23 protein-coding genes are annotated in these 24,870 nt (G+C 68.2%); 11 read left to right on the top strand and 12 right to left on the bottom strand.

Annotated elements, in window-relative coordinates; genetic code table 11:
* Positions 1-12: 12 nt before the first annotated feature.
* The 6 genes from ACR4XJ_RS01190 to uvrC all read right to left on the bottom strand — a co-directional run bounded on the left by ACR4XJ_RS01190 (position 13) and on the right by uvrC (position 7,860).
* A complete protein-coding gene (locus ACR4XJ_RS01190; protein ID WP_434753487.1) occupies positions 13-1,224 on the bottom strand; it encodes an EAL and HDOD domain-containing protein in 1,212 nt (403 codons plus the stop codon).
* Between the two features lie 437 nt (positions 1,225-1,661).
* On the bottom strand, positions 1,662-2,099 hold the full coding sequence (locus ACR4XJ_RS01185) for a response regulator (RefSeq protein WP_333504923.1): 438 nt from the start codon (positions 2,097-2,099) through the stop codon (positions 1,662-1,664).
* 153 nt (positions 2,100-2,252) lie between these two features.
* The gene (locus ACR4XJ_RS01180; protein ID WP_015946464.1) at positions 2,253-2,549 is read right to left on the bottom strand and encodes a phage regulatory CII family protein; all 297 of its coding nucleotides are present in this window, start codon (positions 2,547-2,549) and stop codon (positions 2,253-2,255) included.
* Positions 2,550-2,725: 176 nt separating this feature from the next.
* The gene (locus ACR4XJ_RS01175) at positions 2,726-4,288 is read right to left on the bottom strand and encodes a sigma-54-dependent transcriptional regulator (RefSeq protein ID WP_434753486.1); all 1,563 of its coding nucleotides are present in this window, start codon (positions 4,286-4,288) and stop codon (positions 2,726-2,728) included.
* A gap of 20 nt (positions 4,289-4,308) precedes the next feature.
* Complete coding sequence (locus tag ACR4XJ_RS01170; RefSeq protein ID WP_434753485.1) at positions 4,309-5,682, bottom strand: sensor histidine kinase; 1,374 nt, start codon at positions 5,680-5,682, stop codon at positions 4,309-4,311.
* 192 nt (positions 5,683-5,874) lie between these two features.
* Positions 5,875-7,860, bottom strand: coding sequence for an excinuclease ABC subunit UvrC (gene uvrC / locus ACR4XJ_RS01165; RefSeq protein ID WP_434753484.1), 1,986 nt, complete (start codon positions 7,858-7,860; stop codon positions 5,875-5,877).
* A gap of 322 nt (positions 7,861-8,182) precedes the next feature.
* On the opposite strand from uvrC, the gene ACR4XJ_RS01160 reads away from it, so the two are divergent.
* Both ACR4XJ_RS01160 and ACR4XJ_RS01155 read left to right on the top strand, forming a co-directional pair.
* Positions 8,183-9,598 (top strand): outer membrane homotrimeric porin, encoded by a 1,416-nt coding sequence (locus ACR4XJ_RS01160; protein ID WP_434753483.1) that lies wholly within the window; start codon positions 8,183-8,185, stop codon positions 9,596-9,598.
* Positions 9,599-9,949: 351 nt separating this feature from the next.
* Positions 9,950-11,380: an outer membrane homotrimeric porin gene (locus tag ACR4XJ_RS01155; RefSeq protein WP_434753482.1), complete on the top strand. Its 1,431-nt coding sequence runs from the start codon at positions 9,950-9,952 to the stop codon at positions 11,378-11,380.
* A gap of 302 nt (positions 11,381-11,682) precedes the next feature.
* Here ACR4XJ_RS01155 and ACR4XJ_RS01150 read toward each other — a convergent pair whose 3' ends face one another.
* The 3 genes from ACR4XJ_RS01150 to ACR4XJ_RS01140 form a co-directional block, all read right to left on the bottom strand.
* Positions 11,683-11,991 carry a BrnA antitoxin family protein gene (locus ACR4XJ_RS01150; protein WP_333504916.1) on the bottom strand — a complete coding sequence of 103 codons (309 nt, stop codon included), beginning with the start codon at positions 11,989-11,991 and terminating at the stop codon, positions 11,683-11,685.
* Positions 11,951-12,235 (bottom strand): BrnT family toxin, encoded by a 285-nt coding sequence (locus ACR4XJ_RS01145; RefSeq protein WP_434753481.1) that lies wholly within the window; start codon positions 12,233-12,235, stop codon positions 11,951-11,953. The genes ACR4XJ_RS01150 and ACR4XJ_RS01145 overlap by 41 nt, the downstream gene beginning before the upstream one ends.
* Positions 12,236-12,511: 276 nt before the next feature.
* On the bottom strand, positions 12,512-13,183 hold the full coding sequence (locus ACR4XJ_RS01140; RefSeq protein ID WP_434753480.1) for a CBS domain-containing protein: 672 nt from the start codon (positions 13,181-13,183) through the stop codon (positions 12,512-12,514).
* A gap of 221 nt (positions 13,184-13,404) precedes the next feature.
* Between ACR4XJ_RS01140 and ACR4XJ_RS01135 the strand changes: the two genes are divergently transcribed.
* Positions 13,405-14,271 carry a YitT family protein gene (locus ACR4XJ_RS01135; protein ID WP_434753479.1) on the top strand — a complete coding sequence of 289 codons (867 nt, stop codon included), beginning with the start codon at positions 13,405-13,407 and terminating at the stop codon, positions 14,269-14,271.
* Between the two features lie 114 nt (positions 14,272-14,385).
* On the opposite strand, the gene ACR4XJ_RS01130 is transcribed toward ACR4XJ_RS01135, so the two are convergent.
* Together ACR4XJ_RS01130 and ACR4XJ_RS01125 are read right to left on the bottom strand one after the other, a co-directional pair.
* A complete protein-coding gene (locus ACR4XJ_RS01130; protein WP_434753478.1) occupies positions 14,386-15,366 on the bottom strand; it encodes a hypothetical protein in 981 nt (326 codons plus the stop codon).
* Between the two features lie 207 nt (positions 15,367-15,573).
* Entirely contained in the window at positions 15,574-18,102 is a 2,529-nt protein-coding gene (locus ACR4XJ_RS01125; protein WP_434753477.1) for a tetratricopeptide repeat-containing diguanylate cyclase, read from the bottom strand.
* 264 nt (positions 18,103-18,366) lie between these two features.
* Between ACR4XJ_RS01125 and ACR4XJ_RS01120 the strand changes: the two genes are divergently transcribed.
* From ACR4XJ_RS01120 to ACR4XJ_RS01085, 8 genes are all read left to right on the top strand, one after another.
* Positions 18,367-18,903, top strand: a complete 537-nt coding sequence (locus ACR4XJ_RS01120) for a nitroreductase family protein (RefSeq protein WP_434753476.1) — start codon at positions 18,367-18,369, stop codon at positions 18,901-18,903.
* Positions 18,900-19,532 carry an MBL fold metallo-hydrolase gene (locus ACR4XJ_RS01115; protein WP_434753475.1) on the top strand — a complete coding sequence of 211 codons (633 nt, stop codon included), beginning with the start codon at positions 18,900-18,902 and terminating at the stop codon, positions 19,530-19,532. The genes ACR4XJ_RS01120 and ACR4XJ_RS01115 overlap by 4 nt, the downstream gene beginning before the upstream one ends.
* A gap of 215 nt (positions 19,533-19,747) precedes the next feature.
* Positions 19,748-19,969, top strand: a complete 222-nt coding sequence (locus ACR4XJ_RS01110) for a hypothetical protein (protein WP_434753474.1) — start codon at positions 19,748-19,750, stop codon at positions 19,967-19,969.
* A gap of 2 nt (positions 19,970-19,971) precedes the next feature.
* Complete coding sequence (locus ACR4XJ_RS01105; RefSeq protein WP_434753473.1) at positions 19,972-20,604, top strand: flavodoxin family protein; 633 nt, start codon at positions 19,972-19,974, stop codon at positions 20,602-20,604.
* A gap of 3 nt (positions 20,605-20,607) precedes the next feature.
* The gene (locus ACR4XJ_RS01100) at positions 20,608-21,414 is read left to right on the top strand and encodes a ComF family protein (RefSeq protein ID WP_434753472.1); all 807 of its coding nucleotides are present in this window, start codon (positions 20,608-20,610) and stop codon (positions 21,412-21,414) included.
* Between the two features lie 197 nt (positions 21,415-21,611).
* A complete protein-coding gene (locus tag ACR4XJ_RS01095) occupies positions 21,612-22,400 on the top strand; it encodes a DUF4198 domain-containing protein (RefSeq protein WP_434753471.1) in 789 nt (262 codons plus the stop codon).
* Between the two features lie 255 nt (positions 22,401-22,655).
* Positions 22,656-23,054 carry a response regulator gene (locus ACR4XJ_RS01090; protein WP_434753470.1) on the top strand — a complete coding sequence of 133 codons (399 nt, stop codon included), beginning with the start codon at positions 22,656-22,658 and terminating at the stop codon, positions 23,052-23,054.
* 236 nt (positions 23,055-23,290) lie between these two features.
* Positions 23,291-24,214 (top strand): Tim44 domain-containing protein, encoded by a 924-nt coding sequence (locus ACR4XJ_RS01085; RefSeq protein WP_434753469.1) that lies wholly within the window; start codon positions 23,291-23,293, stop codon positions 24,212-24,214.
* 137 nt (positions 24,215-24,351) lie between these two features.
* Here the strand turns inward: ACR4XJ_RS01085 and ACR4XJ_RS01080 are convergent, their stop codons facing one another.
* A complete protein-coding gene (locus ACR4XJ_RS01080) occupies positions 24,352-24,843 on the bottom strand; it encodes a peroxiredoxin (protein ID WP_434753468.1) in 492 nt (163 codons plus the stop codon).
* Between the last annotated feature and the right edge of the window lie 27 nt (positions 24,844-24,870).

The raw sequence follows: 24,870 nt of genomic DNA, 5'->3' as shown, positions 1-24,870 counted from the left end.
CGGCCTTCGCCCCTACTGCGTCGTGCAGATGCACTGCGACACGTTCAGGGCCTGCAAGTAGCGGTGCGTCAGCAGCGACATGTCCAGTCCCAGCTCGGCAAAGCCCCGCGCGGCATCGCCGAAGTCCCCCCGCTCGTACGACTCCACCACGTGCAGCCAGTGCGCCAGCGCGCCGCGCCGCTCGATGAGCGCCTCGTCGATGTCGCTGCTGAGCCGGATGTCCGCCAGAACCGCCTCCATGGGCATGCCCAGGATTGCGTCCAGCAACGAGAACAGACCGGCCAGGTACAGCCTGTCCGGCGGCGGCCCGCCGGTGGTGCTGTTGCGCAATGCCTCGGCAAAGATGCCCCTGAACACCGACATGCGGATCAGTTCCGGCACGAACGGCCCCTTGGCGATGCCGGAAAGCAGCGCGGCGCACAGCCACCGGCGCAGCCCCGCCTCGCCCATGAGCCTGGCCGCGAACTCCACGGAGGATACCCGCGCGGTGAAGGAGAAGTGCGCGGAATTCAGGTAGCGCAGCAGCCGGTAGGACAGCGACACATCGGCCCGGATGGCCTCGATGAGGCGCGGGGTGGTGGTGCTGCCGGAAGAGAATATCTTGATGGTCTTCAGCCGCAGGGCCTGGGTGGTGCTGACGGTGCACCCGGAGGCCAGTTGCGGGCGCGCCATGAAATACCCCTGGAACAGATGGCACCCCAGCTTGCGGCAGTATTCCAGCGTGGCCCGGTCCTCGATCTTTTCGGCCACCACCCTGGCCCCGACCGCAAGCACCCGCTCCACGTCCCGCGCCACGTCCGCGCGCGGCCTGTGCAGCACTTCCACCTTCACGTAGTCGGCCAGGGGCAGCAGTGCGTCCGCCGGGCCCGGCCCTGCGTAGTCGTCGAGGGCGATGGTGAAGCCGCGCTGCTTGAGCGCCGACAGTTGCGCCATGACCCCGGGCGAGGCCGAGGTGGTTTCCAGCACCTCGATGCAGGTGCGGGCGGGGTCGAGCATGTTGGCCAGACCGCTGAGCAGCAGGGATTCGTCGAAGTTGACGAACAGCATCCGGGCGTCGCCCAGGCTGTCCATGATCAGCGGCAGGCCGTCGATGATCACCGAGGACGTGGCGACGGCGCCGGAAAATGGCGGGCAATTGCCGGGCGGCCAGCATGCGTTTCTGTACAACAGCTCGAATCCGAAAATGTGACCGGCGATGTCGAAGATGGGCTGGTGCGCGACCATGACGGGCGTGCTTCCGGGGCGCCCAGGCATGGCATCCCTGGCGGGCGTGCCGGTTGTTGCCGTGTCGGGTGGGCGGACATCGTTGTTCAGGATTTCGTCCATGGGGCCTTCCGCTCCTGGAATTGTCTGGTTGTAGTCGAGCCCACATGAAATAATCGGAATCCGTGACCCGCGACAGTCGGGCATGCCCCATGAATGGGTGTGAGTACATGCTATTGATGGAGATGCGGGTGGGGACGCCGGGCAGGAAATGGAGCAGGAGGGGGGCGGGGGCTGGTGGCGTTGATGCCGGAAAGGGTGGGGGCGATGCGCCTTTCATGCGGGTGGCGCATGGGGGCGGGCGGGTGCGCGCGGGATGACGGGCATCCGGCGTCGTTGGCCCGTGGGCAACAGGCGAGGAAGGGTGCGGGTACGGGGCGGCAATCGGAAGGAAGGGATCAGCAGAGTTTGGGCAGGGGCATGGCGGCGGGGTGGGCGTCCGGGTGGCTGGCTGTGGCGGCCAGCACGCGCGGCGTGGATACGGCGGTCAGCGCCCCGCGCAGCACGTCGGTGTCCAGCGGCTTGGGCAGCACGGCGTCGGCGCCCATGAGGTGGGCGGTGCGGATAGCCGACTCCATGTCCATGACCGGCGTGCCGCCGGACATGGCGATGACTTTCACCCCCGGGAACTCGCGCCGCAGCTGCGCGATGGTGGCCAGTCCGTCCTGCTCGGGCATGATGATGTCGGTGATCACCACGTCGGCCGGGGCGGTGCGCTGGCAGGTCATGCACGAGCGGCCGTTGTCCGCCGTGGCCACCTCGTGCCCCCAACTGCATAGCAGGGCTTCGAGAAAGCACAGCGTCACGGCATCGTCGTCCACGACCAGTATCCGCACCTTGACCTCCGGTGGGCATGCGGGAAGGCCCGCGGGATGTCCGCGCCGCCGGTGCGGCAACGCGGGTGTCTTGCCTGTGAACCGGGCATTGCGCCCGGCCCGTCGCCATGCGGACACGTGTCCGCAAACGCCATTGCCCCCACGGGGGCCGGGCTAGCGCTCGGCCGACATGCGCAGGGGCAGCAGGGGACGATGGATCTCGGCGCCGCCCGCATCGGGCTCCAGACGGTAGCCCAACTGCCGCGCCATGTATTCCAGCGGCCTGATGTTGCCGGTGTGCTTCATGATTTCAAGAAGCGTCTCGACACCCAGCTTGGCCCCGGTATCGTACGGGTTGATCTCGCGGAGCAGGGTGGAGTAGGGCTTGCCGATTTCCTTGGCCAGCGCCTTGGCCGGGGTGGGGCTGTCCAGCACGATGCCGTGGACGATCTTGGTCAGTTCGGAAAGCATGAGCGGTCTCCTGGTTGGGATCAAGGGCGACACGCGCATGTCCTATCAAAAGTCATACCATGGCGTTATTTTTGGTATTGATCAATGAAGGTAGTGTGTTGTGTGATGCGGGAGTGGGTGCGCAAGCATCCTCATGTAATTTTTTTCGGTATTTTGTCTTGTAAAAATTTACAATGTCATTCTGGTGTGGACGAACCGTCCCCCGCCCATTGCCGCATCACGCCGTGCTTGCGCAGCAGCGCGTACAACCGTTGCCGCGACAGTCCGGCCATGCGGGCGGCCCTGGTGATGTTGCCCCCGCTGGCCAGCAGCAGGTGGTGCAGGTAGCCCTTTTCCACGCTGCCGAGGGCGGCGTTGCGGTAGTCCTTCCAGGCCGGGGGTGCGATGCCGCACGGCGGTTGGGGCGCCGGGGCTATTCCGCCGGAGACGGTCTGGCCGGGCGCACCCGTGGCGGGGGGCGGGCAGGCGATGCCCGGCACGCAGCCCGCGGGGCTCCTGGCGTTCCCTGGTGTACCCTGTCCGGCCAGGTTGCCGAATCCGTCCGCTCCGGCGCCTGCGCCGGGCGCCAGCCTGTGGCGGGCGCGGCGGGCGCGCAGGGGCACGGGCAGGTGTTCCGGTTGCACCACCGGCTCCTCGCGGGCCTGCAACAGCGCGCCCTCCACCACGTTGACCAGTTCGCGCACGTTGCCGGGCCAGTCGTACGCGGCCAGCGCCTCGAACACTTCCGGGTCGAAGCTCTTGGCGCCGATGTCGTCGCGGCGGCAGATGCGCGCGGCGTGGGCGGCGACCAGTTCGCGGATGTCCTCCTTGCGTTCCCGCAGGGGGGGCAGTTGCACTTCCACGGCTTGCAGGCGGAACAGCAGGTCCTTGCGGAAGGCGCCGCGCTGGGCCATGTCCGGCAGGTTGCGGTTGGTGGCGGCCACCAGGCGGAAGTCGCTCTCCACCTCCTCCCTGCTGCCGATGGGCCGGAAGCGCCGTTCCTGCAGCACGCGCAGGAAGGCCTTTTGCTGGGCCAGGGGCAGTTCGCCCACTTCGTCCAAAAACAGGGTGCCGCCGTCGGCCTGGCGGATGAGCCCGGCGCGTGATTCCATGGCGCCGGTGAACGCCCCGCGCCGGTAGCCGAACAGTTCGCTGTGCAGCAGCGAGCGCGAAAGCGCCGCGCAGTCCAGGGTGATGAATGGCCCCGAGGCGCGGCGGCTGTTGCGGTGCAGCGCCCGCGCGAACAGTTCCTTGCCGGTGCCCGTCTCGCCGGTGATGAGTACGGCGGCGTCGCCCATGGCCGCCTCGGCCAGCCGTTCCAGGCATGCGGCCAGACGCGGGCTGGCGCCCACGATGCCGCCCGTGTCCAGCGGGCGGCGGTGCATGCGGGCCTGCCGGTCGCGGTGGCGCAGGGCGCGGTCCAGGGTGAAGCGCATCTGCTCCAGCGAGGCGGGCTTTTCCACGTAGTCCCACGCCCCGTCGGTGATGGCCAGTTCCGCGCCGTCCGGGTCGCCCGCCGCCGTGACGATGATGATCTCGGGCGGACTGGCCATGTGGCGCAGCCGGGGCAGCATGTCCAGGCCGTTGCCGTCGGGCAGGCGCACGTCCAGGAACACGGCGTCGAACACGTCGCGCTCCAGCAGGAGGGCGCCTTCCGCCAGCGAGTGGGCGGCGGACGAGGCGTGGCCCTCCATCTCCATGGCCGAGCGCAGCATTTCGCAGAACAGTTCGTCGTCGTCGAGGATGAGCACGTTGGCCATGTGGTCAGGCTCCGTAGGGATCAGTCGCCGTGGGCCACGGGCAGCAGGATGTCCACCATGCAGCCCAGACCGGGCCCCGCCGCGATGTCCAGCCGCCCGCCGTGGGCCCGCACGATGCCCGCCGCGCGGGCCAGGCCGCGCCCCTTGCCCTCGTGCCGGGCCTTGGTGGAAAAATAGGGGTCGCGCATGCGGCACAGGGTGTCCGCGTCCATGCCCCGTCCGGTGTCGCGCACGCGTAGGCGTACCCAGCGGCCGGGATGGCGCGGCGAGGCGGTGATCAGGGTGGTTTCCACCAGGATGCGTCCGGAGGGATTGTCGTTCTGAGGGGACGGGGGGGCCTGGGGGGACTGAGGGGTGGCTGGAATGGCATGCCCGGCGCTGTCCGGCGATCCCGTGTCCCGTGTCTGGGCCTTGCTTATGTCTTGGCCCATGTCTTGTCCCATGTCCTGCACCGCCCAGGCGGCGTTGCGCCATATCTCGGCAAAGGCCTCGCGCAGGCGGGCCGCATCCACGCGCACCGGCGGCAACCGTTCGGGCTGCGGCGGTTCCGGCGTGGGCTGGCCGCGGGATACCGTCCACCGGACATCGGGGGGCAGTTCGCCCGCAAGCTCGGCGCACCAGGCGGTGACCAGGCCGTGCAGGTCGGCCGGTTCCGGGTTCAGGTCCACCCGCCCGGCGACGGACTGGGCAAAGGCGATGACCTCCCGGGCGCGCTGGCAGCCCAGCACGATGTTGTCCAGACTGCGCACCACCATGGGGTCGGTGGCGGGTGGCGCGGCGGGGGCGGCGTGCAGCCGCGAGACGGCGATTTCCGCAAAGCCCAGGATGGAGGCCACCACGTTGCCGAAGTCGTGCGCCAGCCCCACGGACAGGGCGTCCAGCGCCTGGCGCAGGTGGGCGTCGGGTACGGCGGGGGAGGAGCCGGACGGGGAAATGTCGGCATGGCTGGCCGGGCCGGGATGATCCGCCAAGTCTGCCAGATCCCACATATCCCACAGATCCGGGGCATGCAGTTGCAGCAGCACCCCGGTACGGCCGGGGGAGGCTGGCCGGGTGGGGGTATCGGCGGCGTGATCGCGCAGGTCCGGACACTGGAGGATGGCGCGGGTTTCGGTGGGGTGCAGGGTGCGCACCAGCACGCCGCCGCGCACGGCGGCCGGGCGGGGTGATTGGCTGGCCTGGCCGGGGGCGGGCGGAAGGTCCAGCAGCCAGTGCCACCCCGCGCAGGGGGGGCAGCCCTCGGACAGGGGCAGCAGATCGTGCAGCATGGCGTCCGGCGGGGGGGCGGCAAGCCCCAGCGCACGCAGGAACAGCCCGCTCACGCCGAGCACGCGGCCCGTGGGGGCCACCGCGCAAAGGCCGGTTCCGGCATGGTCGTGCAGCAGGCGTGTCATGTGCGTTCCGCGTCCGAAGGGTGCGGCGGGGAATCCGCCGGAATCTCCATTGTGGTCCCATACTGCGCAAAGTCGCGCCGCAAGGCAATGGGCCGGGGTGCGGAACCTGCGGGCGCGCGGGGAAAACGGCTCGGTGCGCGGCGGGAGGGGCGGCGTGAGATGCGGTCGAACCGACGGGGTGGCGAGGGCGGGTCAGCGGCGGCGGGTGGTGTCCATTTCCTTCAGCCGCTGGTGAATCTGGCGCGCCCGGCGCGGGCCGATGCCCGGCACCTCGGCCAGTTCCTTCTCGTCGGCCTCGCGCATGGCGGCCAGCGTGCCGAAGCGGTCCCACAACAGGCGCGCGGTCTTGGGCCCCACGCCCTCCACCCGTTGCAGTTCGCCGGTCAGCGCCGCCCCGGCCCTGGCGCGGCGGTGCCGCCCGATGGCGAAGTCGTGCACCGCGTCGCGCACGTGCTGGAGAAACAGCAGTTCCGGCGCGCCGTCGCGCAGGGGCAGTGGGTTGGCGCGGCCGGGCAGGAAGACGCGGTCGGCCACGTTGCCCGCGCGGCGGTCTGCCCGGCCGTCCCCGGTGCGGGCCTTGGCGATGGAGGCCAGCGCGAACAGCCCTTCTCCGCCCGCCTCGCGGATGGCCCGGTGCACGGCGGAAAGCTGGCCCCTGCCGCCGTCGATCAGGACCAGGTCCGGCCACGGCGGGCCGGAGGCGATGCGCCGCCGTGCCCACTCGGCCAGGGCGGCGTAGTCGTCGCCCGCCGTGAAGGTGGGCGTTTCGTGGTCCGCCGGATGGTCCGTGGGATGGGCTGCGGGATAGGCTGCGGAATGGTCCGCCGGACGGTCGAAAGCGTAGGCGCGCCAAGCGTCGCGCACCGGGCGGCCATCCTCGAAGACCACCATGCCCGCGCGGGTGGACCGGCCGCCGGTATGCGAGATGTCCACGGCCTCCACCCGGCGCACCGGTGCGGACAGGTGCAGGGCGCGGGCCAGCAGGTCCGGCAGGGGGGCTTCCGTCTCGCGGCGGGCATGTTCGCGGGCGTTGGCGGCGGCCATGTCCACCAGCCGGTTCTCCTCGGGCGAGCGGGGGGCCACGATGCGCACCGGGCCGCCGCGCAGGTCGGCCAGGGTTTCCTCGATGGCGCGTAGGCTCATGTCTGTGGCCGCCTGGGGCGGGAGGGGGGCGTCGTCGTCCGCACCCACGCCATCCACACCGTCTGTCACCGGCAGCCACGGCACCACGATGCGCGCGGGTATGGCCGAATGCGGGCCATAGAACTGGCCCAGGAAGCTCAGCAGCAACTCCGGGGCCTCCTCGAAGCCCAACCCCGGCCACAGGAAGGCCCGGCCATCCAGCACCGCGCCCTGGCGCACGAACAGCACGCCGAGACCCAGCCCGCCGCCGGTGTCCACGATGCCCACCACATCCAGGTCGCCGCCGCCCGGCAGCACGGCGGCCTGGCGCTCCACGGTGCGCTCCACGGCCCGGATCTGGTCGCGCAGTAGGGCGGCCCGCTCGAATTCCAGGGATTCCGAGGCGCTTTCCATCTCGCCGCGCAACTGGCCCACGAGTTCGCCCGAGCGGCCGGAGAGCAGCATTTCCACCCGGTGCACCAGCGCGGCGTAGTCGTCCCTGGGCACGTCGAACACGCAGGGGGCAAGGCACTGCCCTATGAAATGGTACAGGCAGGGGCGCACCCGGTTTTCCAGGGCGCGGTCGGTGCAGCGGCGCAGGGGAAAGGCGCGGTGGATGGCCTTCCACGTGGCGCGGGCGGCCCCGGCCGAGGCGAACGGGCCGTAGTACTGGGCGCCGTCGCGGCGCACGGCGCGCACGATGTCCAGGCGCGGGTAGGGGTGCTTCTTCTGCAGGCGAAAGAGCACGTACTGCTTGTCGTCGCGCAGCACGATATTGTAGCGCGGCCGGTGCTTCTTGATCAGGCTGGCCTCCAGCAGCAGCGCCTCCTTCTCGGTGGTGGTGCTGAGGGTGTCGAGGCGCTCGGCCTGGCGGAGCATGGCGAGGGTCTTGGGGGTCTGGGGCGGCGGCGCGCCTTCGACCGCCTCGCGGAAGTAGGACGCGACGCGGCGGCGCAGGTGTTTGGCCTTGCCCACGTACAGGATGCGTCCGGCAGCGTCCTTGAACAGATAGACGCCGGGCGTATCTGGAATGCTCGATATGACGGGCTTTTGCATGCGGAAGAGGGGCGGCCCGCAGGGTGCGGGCCAGGTGTCAAAAGCGTGACTTTCGGGTGACCGCTCCTGTGCGAAAGGGGAATGCGGCGGGGGCGGTCGCGTTCCGGTCTCCCCCATCGGGCCTCGTGCGTCAAGTACGGGCGAGGCACGGGCGGGGTGCGTGACGGTTCCGCACGGGCCGGGTCGAAAAACTTCTACCGTAAAAAAATTTTTACACCGGCTCTTGCCAAGGTTTTGCGGGAGGAGTATGTTCCGGACCGAATCCTAGTGTTCCCGCGTCAGGAACATCGCACTTGAACCGCAAAGGAAGGAAGGGAAAACAATGAAGCGCATCGTTACTCTGATGCTCGCCGCCATGCTGGTGCTCGGCTCCGTCGCCGGCGCCTCGGCCGCCGACATCAAGGTGAAAGGCCAGTGGGACTTCAGCTTCGAGTGGCTGGACAACCCCGATTTCCAGGGTGAAGACAACGACGGGCCCAACGAAGACACCTTCGGCGCCAAGCAGCGCCTGCGCACCCAGATCGACATCATCGCCAGCGAAAACCTGCGCGGCGTGGTGTTCTTTGAAATGGGCGATACCGTGTGGGGCCGCAACGATGGTGCCCTGGGCGCCGACGGCAAGTCCGTGGAAGTGAAGCGTTCGTACATCGACTGGACCGTGCCCAACACCGACCTGATGGTCCGCATGGGTATCCAGGGCCTGGCCCTGCCCGGCGCCGTGGCCGGTTCCCCGGTCCTCGACGACGACGTGGCCGCCCTTACCCTGTCCTACAAGTTCAGCGACATGGTCGGCCTGACCGCCTTCTGGGCGCGTCCGTACGACAGCTACTCTGGTGAACCCGCCGGGTCGCACAACAACAACGCGTTCGACGAACTGGACCTGTTCGGCCTGATCGTGCCCGTGACCCTCGACGGCGCCAAGATCACCCCCTGGGGCATGTACGGCGTCCTCGGCAAGGATGTGGTCCGGGGCGAGGGCAATGGCGCTTCCTGGAACCAGGCCGCCTACGGCCTGCGTCCTGCCAACTACTCCGGTACCCAGACCTTTGGTGACGACTCCACCGCGTGGTGGGGCGGCGCCGCGTTCGAACTGACCATGTTCTCGCCCCTGTCGTTCAAGCTGGACGCCATGTACGGCTCCGTGGACGGCGACGAGATCGGCAGCATCGACATGGACCGTGCTGGCTGGCTGGTGATCGGCGCCATCGACTACAAGATGGACATGATGACCCCCGGCATCTTCGCCTGGTACGCCTCCGGTGACGACGACGACGAAAACAACGGTTCCGAGCGCATGCCCTACGTTGTGCCCGACTTCGGTCCCACCTCGTTCGGCTTTGACAAGGTCGGCGCGCCCATCGCCACCGACTCCCTGGCTTCCGTCAGCGGTACCGGCATGTGGGGCGTTGGCGTGCAACTGGCCAACATCTCCTTTGTCGAGAACCTGAAGCACACCCTGCGCGTGGTGTACATGGAAGGTACCAACGACAAGGATATGGCCGACCATGCTTCCGTGCGTCCTGTGGACAGCAATGGCGCCGCTTGGAATGGCCTGTACCTGACCGAGAAGGACAGCCTCTGGGAAGTGAACTTCGACCACTTCTACAAGATCTACGAAAACCTCGACCTGATCGTCGAAATGGGCTACATCAAGGCCGACCTTGATGAAGACACTTGGCACGATCAGGACTTCGACGACGCCTGGAAGCTCGGCTTCAACCTGAAGTACAGCTTCTAGGTTGCATTGTTCCTGACGCACCCCGAGGGGAGGCCGTGCGGCCTCCCCTTTTTTTATCCAAAAAACCACAGGCATAGCCGGTGGTTTTTATTCTTGGGTTTCCTGCCGCTGCGCACTGAGGGCGGCATCGAAACGATGCAGTCGGCGTGGCTGGCGCCCTTGTGGTTTCGGCGCTGTGCGTCATTGCAAAAGCGGTCCGCTTTCGCCATTTTTCATTTTTGTCGTACAAAAAATTCGCCGGGTGGTGGGCAAAAAGCGCCCGTCGCACAATTGTTGCCAAAATTTTAAACTTCGGGTACGTAGTGCGGGTGGTTTCAGGCACCCCCAACAGCAAAGAAGGAAGGAGCTTTCATGAAACGTTTTGCTACCCTGATGCTGGCCTTCGCGCTGGTGCTGGGCGCCTTCTCCGGCGCGCAGGCCGCCGACATCAAGGCCAAGGGCGTGTGGGCCTTTGACTTCTCGTGGCTCGACAGCGGCGACTACAAGTCCTCGGATGACGGCGGCGACGGCGAAGACGACTTCTCTGCCGCGCAGCGCTTCCGTACCCAGATCGACGTCATCGCCAGCGAATCCCTGAAGGGTGTCGTGTTCTTCGAAATCGGCCATCAGACCTGGGGCCGTGGCAGCCAGGGGGGTGCCCTGGGCGCCGATGGCAAGGTCGTCAAGGTCCGCCGTTCGTACATCGACTGGCTGGTGCCCAACACCGAACTGAAGGTCCGCATGGGTATCCAGGGCCTGTCTCTGCCCGGCGCCGTGGTGCCTTCCTCCCCCGTGCTCGACGACGACGTGGCGGCCCTTACGCTGTCCTACGCCATCAACGACATGGTGGGCGTGACCGCTCTGTGGGCTCGCCCCGTTGATTCCAGCAGCGGCAACTCGGCCGCCGATAATCGTAACGACTTTGACGAAGTCGACGTGTTCGCGCTGGCAGTGCCCGTGACCTTGGACGGTTTCAAGATCACCCCCTACGGCGTGTATGCCTCCGTGGGCAAGGATATCGACTTCACTGATGTCCCCAACGAGGGTTTTGAATTCACCCGGGGCATGCTGAGCATGGATGAAACCATAAACGGCATCAATCAGGGCTCCGACACCTACAACGCCTGGTGGGGCGGCGTGTCCTTCGAAATGAGCTACTTCGCTCCCTTCGGTCTGAAGGTCGACGCCGTGTACGGCTCCAAGACCGCTGACGACGATGCCGACTCCGCCGAACGTGCTGGCTGGCTGGTTGCCGCCCTTGCCGAGTACAAGCTCGACATGGTCACCCCCGGCATCATCGCCTGGTACGGCTCCGGCGAAGACGACGACATCACCGACGGTTCCGAGCGTATGCCTTCCATCTCCCCCACCGGCTGGGGCGTGACCAGCTTCGGCTTCCCCGGTTCCGTGTACCGTCAGGACTCCTACTTCGGTCTTAACGGCGCCGGCACCTGGGCCGTGGGCCTGCAACTGGCCGACATCTCCTTCATGGAGAACCTGTCGCACGTGTTCCGCGTGGTCTACATGCAGGGCACCAACGACGCCGACGTGGTGAAGGGCAACCCCGCCGTCATCGATGCGTTCAACCCCGCCGCTCACGGTTCCCAGGGCGCTGCGGTGTTCCTGACCGATGAAGACAGCGCCATCGAAGTGAACTTCGACACCACCTACAAGATCTACGAGAACCTCTCCCTCGTGGTCGAAATGGGCTGGATCAAGCTCGACATGGATGAAGACACCTGGGGCACGGACGACTTCTCCGACGCCAAGAAGCTGGTCTTCAACTTCATCTACGAGTTCTAAGCCTTACTCTGCCTGAGACCGCACACCCCGCCGGGGGCCGCAAGGCCCCCGGTTTTTCATTTTCCGGCCCCGGAAAGCGGGGCGCAGGTGCGCGGGTTGCCCAGTGAAGCAACCAGCGTCCGGGGGATTCCCCCCTGAAAGAGGACTGCAAAGCCCCCGTCATTTCTGACGGAGGCTTTGTGTGCATACAGTGCGCTTCCGGTTGGAGGGCTTGAACACGTTGAAGCCCCTGCAAGATTCTATCTGCAACCCGGCCAGATATGGCCGCAAGAGGACGTTGCTTATTGCAAGCGCAGCATGTCCTAACAAGCCTGAAGCCGACACTTGCGTTTTGCCGCAAGCATTTCCCGGCGCAAAATGGCGTTGATTTTCGTCTGGTATCCCTTGCCGCCGCTTTTCAGCCACGCCAGTACATCCGCATCGATGCGAACGGTGGTCATCTTCTTGTCCGGGCGGTACATGCAGTCTTGGGCCGGGATGTCCGAATAGTCAATCTCTTCATCGGGCATGCGAGCCAATGCCGCCAGCATTTCTTGCTGCTTGGCGGTCAAAGGGGGGGGATTATGCTGATCAAGCTCGAATCGAGTGGTATGCTTTGCGTTCTTGCTCATTGGCCTTCCTCGCGGATATGATACGGATACTTTCGCCCGCTGGCCCGCGTTCGGTATAAATGACGACCAGAACAACCGGGTCTACCATGCCGATTATTCTCCAACGGTCTTCATCCTCGACGTGGTCTGCGTCAAACACCTCGAGTCGCATGGGATCGAGAAAGACGCGGGCTGCAACTTCAAAATCGACGCCGTGCTTGCGCGCGTTCTTTTCGGCCTTGACGGGATCCCATTCAAATTTCATGGCGCCGCCGTTGTCATTATAAAAATGTTACAACAAAGCCGGGCGATGTCAAGATACGCCAACGGTTGATATCGCCAGAGCCCCAGCCGGAGATGGCCGGGGCTTTTCTGTTTCCAGACCCGGAAAGCGGAGCCCAGGGGCGCTGGCTGTACCCAAGCGAAACGGCCCGCACCTTTCCGTGTGCGGGCCGTGTGCTGTCCTGCGCGGTTCGTATCCTGCCCGTATTCTGCTGGGGGCGCGCCATCGCCGGGTGGGATTCCGTCCTCTCCGCGCTGTCTAGGCGGGGTGCACGTTGTCGCGCGCCCAGTACATGAGCGGGAAGCGATTCTTCACCGCTTCGATGATGCGGTTTTCCTCGGCGCGGTCCATGGGCAGGATGCGGATGTACACGCGGCGGGTGGGTCCGCCGGCATCGTCCATGGAAGTGAGGATGGAGATGATGCGCGCGCTGTGTTCGCGCAGGGTGTCCACGATGGGCTTCAGCGTGCCGGGGGTGTTCTCCAGTTCGAAGGCGAACTGCACGCCGCCGTGGCGCACGCCGGTGATGGTGATGAGCACCTTGAACACGTCGCTGTCGGAAATGATGCCCACCAGCTTTCCGCCGTCGTCGATGACGGGCAGGCCGCCGATGCGCTTCTCGATCATGTTCAGGGCCACGGTTTCCACCGTGTCGTCGGCGCGCACCGTGAACGGGTCGCGCGTCATGATGTCTTTGACCTTGATTTCGGAAAGCAGATAGTACAGCTCGTGCATGTCGAGCGTGGTGGCCTTGGAGGGGGAGGCTTCCTTGATGTCCCGGTCGGAGACGATGCCGATCAGGCGGCCTTCGGCGTCCACCACGGGCAGGCGGCGGATGCGGTTCTCCTTGAGGATCTTGGACGCCTTCATCATGGACGTGTCAGGCGTGACGGTGATGACATCCTTGGTCATCCATTCGCGGATGAGCATATGGTGAAACCTCCTTGGTCGCGGATGGCGTGCGTTGATGTTCTAGGGTATCCTGTTGGAACCATTCTATACCTGTTTCCGGCAGGAGCACAACCACCCGGCGGGCGCCCGGCCGGGGGAACCGGGCGGAATGGGGCGGAACCGGGTGGAATTGGTCGGAACTGGGCGGAGCGGGCGCCGCCACGCCATGCCGGTGTGCGGGCAACATCAGGGGAAGCAGCATGTTCGAAAGGGAATTGCGCAGCATCAGCATGACCGTGTGGTGGAACCTTGCGCTGCTGACCATCGGCGGCACGCTGTTCTCGCTGGGCATGAAGTCCATCGCCGTGCCGCACGGGTTCATTTCCGGCGGCATCTTCGGCACGGGCATCTACATATACTACGCCACGGGCGCGCTGTCGCCGGCGCTGTGGTACGTGCTGCTCAACCTGCCCATCTTCGTGCTGGGCTGGCTGTTCGTCAGCCGCCGCTTCTTCCTGTACAGCCTGTACGGCACGGCGGTGACCACCATCGCCGCGCAGTTCATCACCTGGCAGGCGCATATCGCCAACCCGCTGCTGGCTGCCGTGGCGGCGGGCACGGTGTGCGGGGCGGGCCTCGGCATCGTGCTGCGTTCGCTGGGCAGCGAGGGCGGCATGACCATCATCGCCATCATGCTGCACCAGCGCTGGGGCATGCGCGTGGGGCAGGTGAGTTTTCTCTACAACTTCGTGTTGTTCATGGTGGGCCTGGCCACGCTGGACGTGGACATGGTGCTCTATTCCGTCATCCTGGTGTACACCTATTCGCAAGTCATGGACTACGTGCACTCGCTGTTCAACCAGCGCAAGATGGTGTTCATCATTTCCGAGTGCTCGGAATGCATCGCTGCGGAAATATTGCAGCACCTGCATCGCGGCGCCACCTTCCTGCAGGGCAAGGGCGCGTTCACGGGGCGGGAAAAGCAGGTGCTGATGACCGTGGTGCACAACCACCAGTTGAAGCGATTGGAGGAAACGGTGTTCCGGCACGACCCCAATGCGTTCATGATCGTGGAGAACACCTTCAACGTGTTGGGGACGGGTTTTTCCAGGCGCAAGGTGTACTAGGCGGCACGGATACGGGCATTGCGGAACCGAGCCCAGGCGTGGCTTCATGAATACGGCGGCGGGCAGGGGGCAACTTCCCTGTCCGCCGCATCATTTCAGGGCAGGTAGCAGGCGTCAGTCTTCCTCGATGACATGCAGGCTGGCGCACAGGGCGGTCAGGGTATCGGGCTCCGGCTGTCCGGCGCTGCGCAGGCAGACCGTCACCAGCTTGTTTTCGTCGCCGATGAGCCATGCCGCGCCCTCTTCGCGGGTGGGGCCACGGGACAGCCCGCGCAGCACCGGCAGCGCCCCCAGCAGCGGGCGGCGCAGCGTGCGCTGCCAGGCGGCGGTTTCGCGGGCGCGGGGCGGCTGGCAGTACGGCAGGCGGGACCGCACCTCGCGGGTATCCACCCCGGCCCGGCGGGCGGCCCAGTGACGCAGCGGCAGCCCCTGCAACACCACGTTGGCGGGCGAAAGGCGCTCTACGGACAGGGTGTCCGCGCCGCGCCGAAAGCGCAGGGCGCACAACCCCGGCCGGAAGGTGAAGTCGCGCAGGGCGAAGCCGGGGGGGACGGAAAGCTCCATGTCGTGCAGCCGGTAGGGCATGGCCTCGTGCCGGGGGTGCAGGCGCAGGGTGGCCAGCACCGTGGCCGCCTCCAGCAGGGCCGCCTCGTCCGGTTCCGGGGCGTGCAGGCGGGTGACGGCGGGCGTCGTGCCCGGCCCGGCGGTTTCCCCGCCGCCATGGGCGGCCGCGTTCCCGGCGGGAAAGCGGATTTCAACGGTGCACAGGGCCTCCGCGTCGTGGCACAGGGCGCCGCAGCCCCCGTGCCAGGCAAAGGGTACGTAGGCCAGCCGGGGGCGCAAGGTGGCCAGCACCTGCGCCCAGCGGGCGGGCACCCGGCGCGGGTCGGCGGTGAAGCCGGGAAGGCGGCGGTTCTGGCGCTCCAGGGCCGCGCGGCGGCGGGGGACGGAAAATTCGGCGGGGTCAGGCCGCCAGGCGCATTCCAGCGCGGGGCGGCCGTGCCGGGACAGCGCCAGGAAGTGGTGCTCCACGTCGGCGGGCTGCCAGTCGGGCGGGGCGGAAAGGCTCAGGCCGTTCCAGGCGATACGTCGCAAGTGCGGTTCGGATGATGGGGGCGCGGGGTCCATGTGGTCCGGTCTGGGCGCCGGCGGGGCAAAAGGGACGGGCTGCGGCCACGCGGCCATGGGCCGTCGCGGTTGCGGTGGGGCGGGGGAACGTCCGTGGCGTTCCGGGCATCGGGGCCCTCACACTGAAAGCGTACCCAATCAATTGCCAGGGCGCAAGGGGAGCGGCGCTGGTTCTCAGCGCTCCCCGGCGCGCAGCAGGGCTTCGCGGGCGTCGTGGTCGCGGCCGCGCACTTGCAGGGCGCGGGCCAGTTCCAGCCAGCCCTGTTTCAGATCGGGCCGCAGGGCCACGCTCTGCCGGGCCATCACTTCCGCGATTTCCGGATCCTCGCCGCCGTCCAGGTACAGCCGGGCCATGAGTTGCAGGGCGATAGCGTCCTGCGGATTGTGCAGCAACGCCTCGTGCAGGTGTTCGCGGGCTTCGTCCGGACGGCCCTGGCGCATGCACAGCCGGGCCAGGTGGCGGCAGGTCAGCGCCGCGCCGCCATCCAGTTTCGCGGCCTTGGTATAGTACTGCCGGGCCTGGGCGAAGCGCTTCTCGCCCTCGGCCAGCTGGCCCAGACGGATCAGGGCGTAGACGTGGCCCGGCGCGTTGCGCAGGCACTTGCGGAAGCAGTCGCGCGCCTCCGCCGTTTCGCCCTCGGACTGGCACACGGTGCCCAGGTTGTACAGGGCCATGGGGTCGCCGGGCTTGCGGGCCAGCGCCTCGCCGAAGTGGCGGCGCGCCTCGGAATGCCGCCCCAGGCCCGCCATGCACACCCCCAGCGAGTTCCAGGCCATGGTGTTGGTTTCGTCCGCCAGCAGGGCCAGCTTGTATTCCTCGATGGCCCCGAAGGTGTCGCCCAGGCTGTAGCGCTTGTCCGCGCTGATGTTCAGGGCCAGCGAATCCAGCACGCCCACGCGCGGGGGGGGCAGCAGCATGGCGTATTCCAGGGCCTTGAGGCAGTTTTCCAGCGCGTCGGCCTTGCGGTAGCTGAGGTACGGATGGCAGGCCACGCCCACGGCGGCCCCGATGCGCAGGCGGCGTTCCAGTTCATGGCACAGCGCGCCGTACACTTCCCGCGCCCCGTCCGTACCATCGGGAGTCATGCCGGGGTGGAAGAAGATCAGGCTGTTCAGGCCGTAGCGTCCGCCCAGGGCCTGCGGCCCCAGCAGGTCGCGGCATAGTTGGGCGGCCTCGGCCATGAGTTGTTCCGGATGCGCGGCCCGGCCTTCCGGCTCGCGGCCTTCGTCGGACAGGCGGACGAGCGCCAGGGAGAAGGCGTCGCAACGTTCGCGTTCGGCGCTCCAGCGGGCCAGAAAGTCGCCGTGCCGGAACAGGCCGGTCAAGGGATCGGTGCGCGGGGCCTCGCCGCCGTCGCGCACGGTGACGCCCTTTTCCTCGGGCAGCAGGGTCAGCAGGTCGCCGGGCTCCACCGGCCAGGTGGGGTCGCCGACGTGCATGATTTCGGCCAGCGAGGTGTTGTCGCGCACCTCCATCAGCACCACCTCGCCCTTGTACAGGGGCTGGCGCGGCTCCTGCGAGCCGCCGCGCACGGGGTAGGCCACCGACCACACCGAAAAGCGCTGCCCTTCGCGGGCGTTCATGTTGCCGCCAAGGCTCACCACCACCCGCGACAGGGGCAGGGTTTCCAGCACCCGGCCGCCTTCGGCCAGGATGCGCGAAAATCCCATCACCGGCACGCCGGGGGCCGCGTCGCCCTTGCCGTCGCCGTCGCCCGGCGACAGGGCCGCCGCCTCCACGGCCACGGCGGCGGCCAGGCGGGCCTTGCGCAGCAGCACCCGGGCCTGTTCCCCGTGGTCGCGGGCAAAGGCGGCGCCCTCCATGTCCTGCGGGTAGACGGCGAATCCGGCGGAAACGGCCACCCCCACCGGCTCGTCGGTGAGCCCGCAGGTGATGGTCACCCCGCGCAGGCGGCGCACCATGTCCACGGCCAGCTTGCGACAGCCGCCGGAGGTGCCCGCAGGCACGAACAGGGCGAATTCGAAGTCTCCGGTGCGGGCGGGCAGGGCCTGTTCCGGCGCGGCGCTGCGCAGTTCTTCGGCCAGCGCGGCGATGAGCCGGTCGGCGAAGACGTAGCCGTGGTCGCGCGCCACCTCGCGCAGGCTGCCCAGGCGCACGGCGATGACGCCCATGCTGGCCCGGTGCCCGGCGGCCAGGTCGCACTTGCCCTCCGACGCGATGGAGAAGCAGTCGCGGATGCAGTCCACCTCGCGCGCGATGGCGTCCAGTAAGTGCTGCCTGGTGGCCAGCCCCGTCACCGGGTCGGTCAGGCTGGCCTTGTACAGTTGCAGGTTTTCCAGGCACAGCGCGGCCACGCCCGGCAGCACCGGCGACAGCGCGCGCACCGTGCGCGCGGCCACCCCGCGCGCCACGAACACGCCAAGCTGCTCGCCCTGGTGCAGCAGGGGCACCAGCAGCTTGCGCTCCTGCGGCAGCCACAGCGGTTCCGGGCCGCTGGCGGCGCGGGGAAAATACAGGCTGTACGCCTTGAAGGACAGCACGCGGGCCATGGCGTCGCGCAGACGGTGTTCGAAAGCGATCAGGTCGCGCCGATTGAGCTGGACGAGATGTTCGGGGCGTGCGGGACGGCACGCGGCGGAAGTCCCGGCGGCGGGTTGGGCGGCGGACTGGGCGGAACTGCCCGATCTGCCCGATCTGGCGGACACGGCGGCGCGGGTGGTAGCAGGCTGCTTCATGGGCATGGCTTATACCGTCTTTCCGCACTGTTGGAAAGGCATGCGGACGTGCCCGCTGCATGGAGCGCCATGGCCGGGGCGGGGTGGCGTTCCGCCCGGCGTGCGGGTGGCGGTTGAACCGTGCGGTGGCTTGGGCTATGGTCCCGAATGTCCGGTCAGGCCGGATTGGCGTGGACCGGGCAGCGCGGATCGGGCAGCGCGGATCGGGCAGCACGGATCGGGCGCACTTTCCGAAAACATTTCCCAGGCATATTTCCCGAGAGCACTCCCATGACGGAACCCCATATTCCCGCAGAAGTCCGCGCCGTGTTCGACGCCCTGTACGGGCGGCGCAGCATCCGCCGCTTCACCGATGCGCCGGTCACCCGCGACGAGATCGTGGCCATGCTGGACGCCGCCCGCTGGGCGCCCAGCGGACTGAACAACCAGCCGTGGCGTTTCCTGGTGGTGCAGCGTGGCGATCCCCGGCAGGATGCGCTGGCGGGCTGCACCAAGTATGCCCGCATCGTGCGCGACGCCGGGGTGCTGGTGGCCGTGTTCCTCGACCGCGAGGCGTGCTACCACCCCATGAAGGACCACCAGGGCGCGGGCGCGTGCATCCAGAACCTGCTGCTGGCCGCCCACGCGCTGGGCCTGGGAGCGGTGTGGCTGGGCGAGATCGTCAACCAGGCGGAACAGGTGGAACAGGCCCTGGGCCTGCCCGCCGGACGGTACGAATTCATGGCCCTCATCGCGGCCGGGCGCCCCGCCCAGCGCGGCTCGTCCAGCCGCGTCCCCCTTGAAGAACTGCTGCTGGAGGCCCTGTGAAGCCGCGCATTTCCACCTTTCCCATGGGGCCGCTGGAGACCAACGGCTATCTCGTGCACCTGGACGGGGCGGCCGTGGCCGTGGACCCCGGCGGCACGCCGCGTCCCATGTTGCAGTACGCCGAAAAGAACAAGCTCACGCTCACGCACATCCTGATCACCCACCTGCACTTCGACCACATCTACGGCGCCGCCGCCCTGGCGGAGGCCTCCGGCGCGCCGGTGCTGGCGGGCGCGGCCGACGCCTTCCTGATGGAGACGGAACTGGGCCGCGGCGGGGCCTTCGGCTTTCCGCGCGTGGCCCCCTTCAGCTACCGGCCGGTGGAAGAGGGCGACCTGGACCTGGGCGCCCTTGCCTGCCGGGTGCTGGCCACGCCGGGACACACGCCGGGCAGCCTGTCGTTCCATTTTCCGCAGGCGGGCGCGGTGATCGTGGGCGACCTGCTGTTCCACCGGTCCATCGGCCGCACGGACTTTCCCGGCGGCGACCTGGACGCCCTGCGCCGCTCGGTGGTGGAGAAGATCTTCACCCTGCCCGACGACACCGTGGTCTACCCGGGCCATGGGCCGGAGACCACCGTGGGCGCGGAGAAATTGAACAACCCGTACTTTACGGAGTTTTCCCTGTAGGGACTGTTTCCAGATGGCCCTTCATGGCAGGCTTGTTTTCCTTGCCAGCGAACGAAAGTCCTGATTTGGAAACAGCCCCTAGTGTTTACGCGCAAGCTGTTATATCGGAGCGTATGGATATGCCGGAACCGTTGATGGTGGACCTGCGCGCCACCTGCTGAGGGGTGGGCCTGGAGGTAGGTTGGTACCTCCGTTTCAAGCCGGATGCGGTTCTGGTGTTTCTGGTCGGCCACGGGTCCGTGGATGCGGCGCTGGGTGCGCTGCACACGGTTTCCGGCTGGCTGGCCGAGGTCGTCCGGCACGACGGCCATGCGGAAGTCCGCTTCCGGCGGGGCGCGCCGGAGCCGGAGCCCGCGCGGGATGCCGGGGCGGCCGCGTCGAATGGGCCAGACGATGCCGGTGGGGGACGCCACACCGGGGGGCACGGCAAGGAGTAGCCATGAACGCAAGCACCATTCCGGCCCGGGCGATTTCGTGCAGCCCGCGGGCGAACGGCAACAGCGACAAGCTGGCCGCGCTGTTCGCGCGCGGCTTCGCCGAGGCGGGCGGCAACATCGAGGTCACGCTGATGCGCCAGTACGAGGTGCGCCCCTGCGTGTCCTGCTACCGCTGCCAGCACGACCCCAACGGCTGGTGCTTCCTGGAGGGCACCGACCGCAGCGCGCCGCTGTTCTCCATGCTGTTCGAGGCGCCCGCGCTGTTTTTCGCCGCGCCGGTGTTCTTCTATCACCTGCCCGCCATGTTCAAGGCGTTCATCGACCGGGGCCAGTCGTACTGGCTGCGGCGCGAGGATGGCGACGAAAGGTTGCTGTCCCTGCCGCGCCGCACGGCCTGGGTGTCCCTGGTGGCCGGACGCAAGAAGGGTGAGCGCATCTTTGACGGCAGCCTGCTGACGCTGCGCTACTTCCTGGCGGCGTTCAACATCACCCTGGCCGAACCGCTGCTGCTGGCGGGCTACGACGGGCCCGACGACATCGCCAACGACCCGGCGACCTGCGCGCGGGTGCTGGAATACGGCGGCAACGCCGCGCGGGCCATGTTCGACGGCCAGGCCATGGCCGTGAACCAGTAGCAGGTGCACCCGCTTCTGGCCCGTCTGGCCGGTCTGGTAGATCTGGCCGGTCTGGGGGCGTGGGCGCGCGCCTGCGGCCTGGCCGAGGTGCGTTGCGCCGCCTGCGGCAGACCGTGCGACGGGCACCCGGCCACACCATCCGGCGCGCCGGAATCCCCTTCCCATGCCCCGGCATTGTGCCCGGCCTGCGCCCTGGCTCTGGCCCCGCGCCGGGGCGGCATCTGCCCGCGTTGCGGCGCGCCGCACGCCTTGCCCACCCTGCCGGACGCCCCCTGCGTCCATTGCCTGGCCTCCCCGCCGCCGTGGGCGGCCTTCCGCATGCACGGCCTGTACGAAGGCGCGCTGCGCCATCTGGTGCTGCGCGTGAAGTTTTCGGAGGACCACGCCGCCGCGCGGCTGCTGGGCGGTCTGCTGGCCACGGCCTGCGCGGACCTGCCACGGCCGGACGGAGTGGTGCCGGTGCCGCTGCACCCGGAACGGCTGCGCCGCAGGGGCTGCAACCAGTGTCTGGAACTGGCGCGCCTGCCCGCCGCCGCCCTGGGCGCGCCGCTGCGGCCCGGCTGGCTGACGCGCGTGACGCCCACCCGCCCGCAGACGGGCCTTTCGCGGCAGGAACGCCGCCGCAACCTGCGCGGGGCCTTCACCGCCCATCCGGACGTGCGCGGCAGGCGCATCCTGCTGGTGGACGACATCTGCACCACCGGCACCACGCTGGCCCGCGCCGTGGACTGCCTGTTGCGGGCCGGTGCCGTGGCGGTGGACTGCGCCGTGGCGGCGCGCACCCCGGCCCATCCCGGCCGACAGGGATAGCCGCCGGTTTCCCCGCGTTTCCAGCGCCCGGGCAGGGCGGTCGGCTTCGCTTTTCCGCCTTGCCGCCGCCCCCCGCCCCCTCGCCCCCGGCGTTGTCCGCATTTCATGGTGACACGACACATTGTTTCGTGTAACGAAACATCGCATATTTAACGCTTCGTATTCCCGCACGCATATCAACAGGAAAGGAGTGTCCCATGCAGCTTCGCAGGCTCGTCGGCGCGCTGGCGCTGGTGCTCGTCACCGCTGCCCCGGCCCTTGCCCACTTCGGCATGATCATCCCCGACGCCCCGGTGGCCACCGCCGCCAAGCGCGCCACCACCGTCACCCTGTCGTTCTCGCACCCCTTCGAGGGGCACGGCATGAACCTGGAGCGGCCGCAGGCCTTCGGCGTGCTGCGGGTGGACGATGGCAAGACCGAGCGCACCGACCTGCTGGCCTCGCTGAAGGAAGCCAAGGTCATGGGCAAGACCGCCTGGAAGACCGATTTCACCTTCCCCAAGCCCGGCGTGTACATGTTCACCATGGAGCCCAAGCTGTACTGGGAACCGGAAGAAGACTGCTACATCCAGCACCTGACCAAGGTGGTGGTGCCCGCCTTCGGCAACGAGGACGGCTGGGACACCCCGGCGGGGCTGAAGTTCGAGATCATTCCCCTTACCCGGCCCTTCGGCAACTACGCGGGCGGCGTGTTCACCGGTGTGGCCATGCTGGACGGCAAGCCCGCCCCCGGCGTGGACGTGGAGGTGGAATACTACAACGCCCAGGGCAAGTACGCGGCGCCCACCGAATTCCACGTGACCCAGGTGGTCAAGACCGACGCCAGCGGCGTGTTCACCGTGGCCTGCCCGCTGGCTGGCTGGTGGGGCTTTGCCGCGCTGACCACCGCGCCCGAGCAGGTCAAGGGTCCCGACGGCGCCATGAAGGACGTGGAGATCGGCGCGGTGCTGTGGACCCGTTTCGACGCCCTCAAGCCCGCCAAATAGCGCGCGGCGGGGCACCCCGCCGGGCATGGCCGACGTTGCGCGCCCGGTTCCGGCTTCGCCGGGGCCGGGCGTCGCAACATGCGCGGAATGGTCGAGGCCAGAGAGTAACCGGCGCGCACGAAAAGGGCGGGGCGCGTGATAGGTGCCCCGCGACGACTTGCATTCCACGGGCGAAACCTTATGATTGCCCGAACGCCACCGGCGCGGCCCCACGGCGCACCGGTCCCAGCGCCAGAACCGGTTCGGAGGCCCTCCATGCGCGTGCTCATCGTCGAGGACGACTTCACCAGCCGCAAGTTCCTGCAGACCATCCTTTCGCCTTACGGGGCCTGCGACATCGCCGTCAGCGGCGTCGAGGCGGTGGAGGCGTTCGCGGCGGCACTGAACACGCAGCAACCGTACGACCTTGTCTGTCTGGACATCATGCTGCCCGAGATGGACGGACAGGAAGCGCTGCGGCGCATCCGCGCCCTGGAGCGCGAGCGCGGGGTGGCCCCCGCCGACGAGGTGCCCGTGGTCATGACCACGGCCCTCGACGACCCGCGCAACGTGGTGGAAGCCTATTACAAGGGCGGGGCCACGTCGTACGTGCCCAAGCCCATCGACCGCCAACTGTTCGTGCAGATGCTGAAGGGACTGGGAGTGATTCGCTAGGATTTCTCCGGGAATCCGTTTCCTTCCCCCGCATCCGCCCGGCGCATCCGGCCACCTGCCGCAGCGCCGACCCGTCGCATGCCGCCGTTTCGATGGTGGACCGACGCCGCACCGACACCCACGTCGTTGCACCGGCCCGATACGTTGCGGGCCGCAACTGATGCGGTATGCCGGTGGGCACAGCCCGCCAGTCTACCCCGACTCCGACCAACCGCACGCAACCATCGGGAGTACCCATGACCCGTACCCGGATTATTGCCTGTTGCCTGGCCGTGGCCGTGGCCTTTTGCCTGAGCATGACCGACCTTGCCGACGCCAAGCGTCTCGGCGGGGGCAAGTCGTTCGGCGGCAGCCCCAGTTACCAGCGCAGCTTCACCCCCACCCAGCCTTCGCCTTCCTCGCCCGCCGGGCCCAACATGAACCGGCAGCAGCAGACCCAGCAACCCGGCCCCACCGCGCCGCAGCAGGCCCCGCGTTCCCGCTTCGGCGGATTCGGCGGCATGCTGGGCGGCATGCTGGCGGGCAGCCTGCTTGGCTCGCTGCTGTTCGGCGGCGGCTTCGGCGGCGTGGGCATGGTGGACATGCTGCTCATCGCGCTGGTGGTCTTCATGGCGCTGAAGTTCTTCGCGGCGCGGCGCGGCGGCGGCGCTCCTGCCCCGGCCACCGGTCCCGCTCCGGACAGGGGCATGCGCCGCGACGCCGACTACGGCGCGCAGTCCGGCTCCGGCGCCGGGTGGGACGCCCTGCGCTCCGCCCCGGCGGCGGCCGCGCAGCCCGCGTCCCCCGGCATTCCGGAAGGCTTCGACACCGAGGACTTCCTGCGCGGGGCCAAGCTGGCCTACACCCGCCTGCAATCCTCGTGGGACCGGCGCGACCTGGACGACATCGCCCAGTTCACCACCCCGGACATACTCAAGGAAATCACCCAACAGGCGCAGGAAGACCCCGGCCCCTCGCGCACCGAGATCCTGTACTGCAACGCCAGCGTGCTGTCCGTCACCGAAGAGAAGGACCGCACCGTGGCCACGGTGTTCTTCGACGTGCTGATGCGCGAGGACGCCCAGGCCGACGCCCCCGGCCAGGTGCGCGAGGTGTGGCACTTCGTGCGCTCGGGCAGCGAGATGTGGCGTCTGGACGGCATCCAGCAGGTGGAAATGTAGCGGCGCGGCCGAAGCCGGACGGCGGGCAGCGCCGTCCGGCCGGGCCGCGGACCGATGACGCGAACGGGGCGGTTTTCCGTGGGCGGACCCACGGGAAACCGCTCCGTTCCGTTGCGTGCCTGCGGACGCCGGGGGCGTTATCCGGCCGAGAGCCGCCGCAATTCGTCCAGCACCGCCTGGGCGTGCCCGTCCACCTTCACCGGCGACCACACCGCCCGCACCGTGCCGTCCGGCCCGATGAGAAAGGTGGAGCGCACGATGCCGGTCACCGCCTTGCCGTACATCATCTTGGCGCCGAAGGCCCCGTAGGCCCTGGCCACGGCCCGGTCCGGGTCGCTCAGCAGGGTCACGCCCAGTTCCTGCTTCAGCGTGAAGTTGCCGATGGCTTTCGGCGAATCGGGGCTTACCCCGGCCACGGCCGCGCCCGCCGCCGCGAAGTCGGACAGCATGCAGGTGAAGTCGCGCGCCTCGCGCGTGCAGCCGGGGGTGCTGGCCTTGGGGTAGAAGTAGAGCACCAGCCATTTTCCGGCAAAGTCGGCAAGGGCGCGCGGCGCGCCGGATGCGTCCGCCAGCCTGAAACCGGGGGCCGCCTTGCCTTGCAACGAGGCGGCGGTGATCAGTTCGTTCATGGGTGTGCTCCGTGGGTATCCGGTCAT

Source organism: Nitratidesulfovibrio sp. D1, assembly GCF_051133415.1.
In the GTDB taxonomy this organism is placed as follows: domain Bacteria; phylum Desulfobacterota; class Desulfovibrionia; order Desulfovibrionales; family Desulfovibrionaceae; genus Cupidesulfovibrio.
This window is presented reverse-complemented; position numbering and strand designations above follow the sequence as displayed.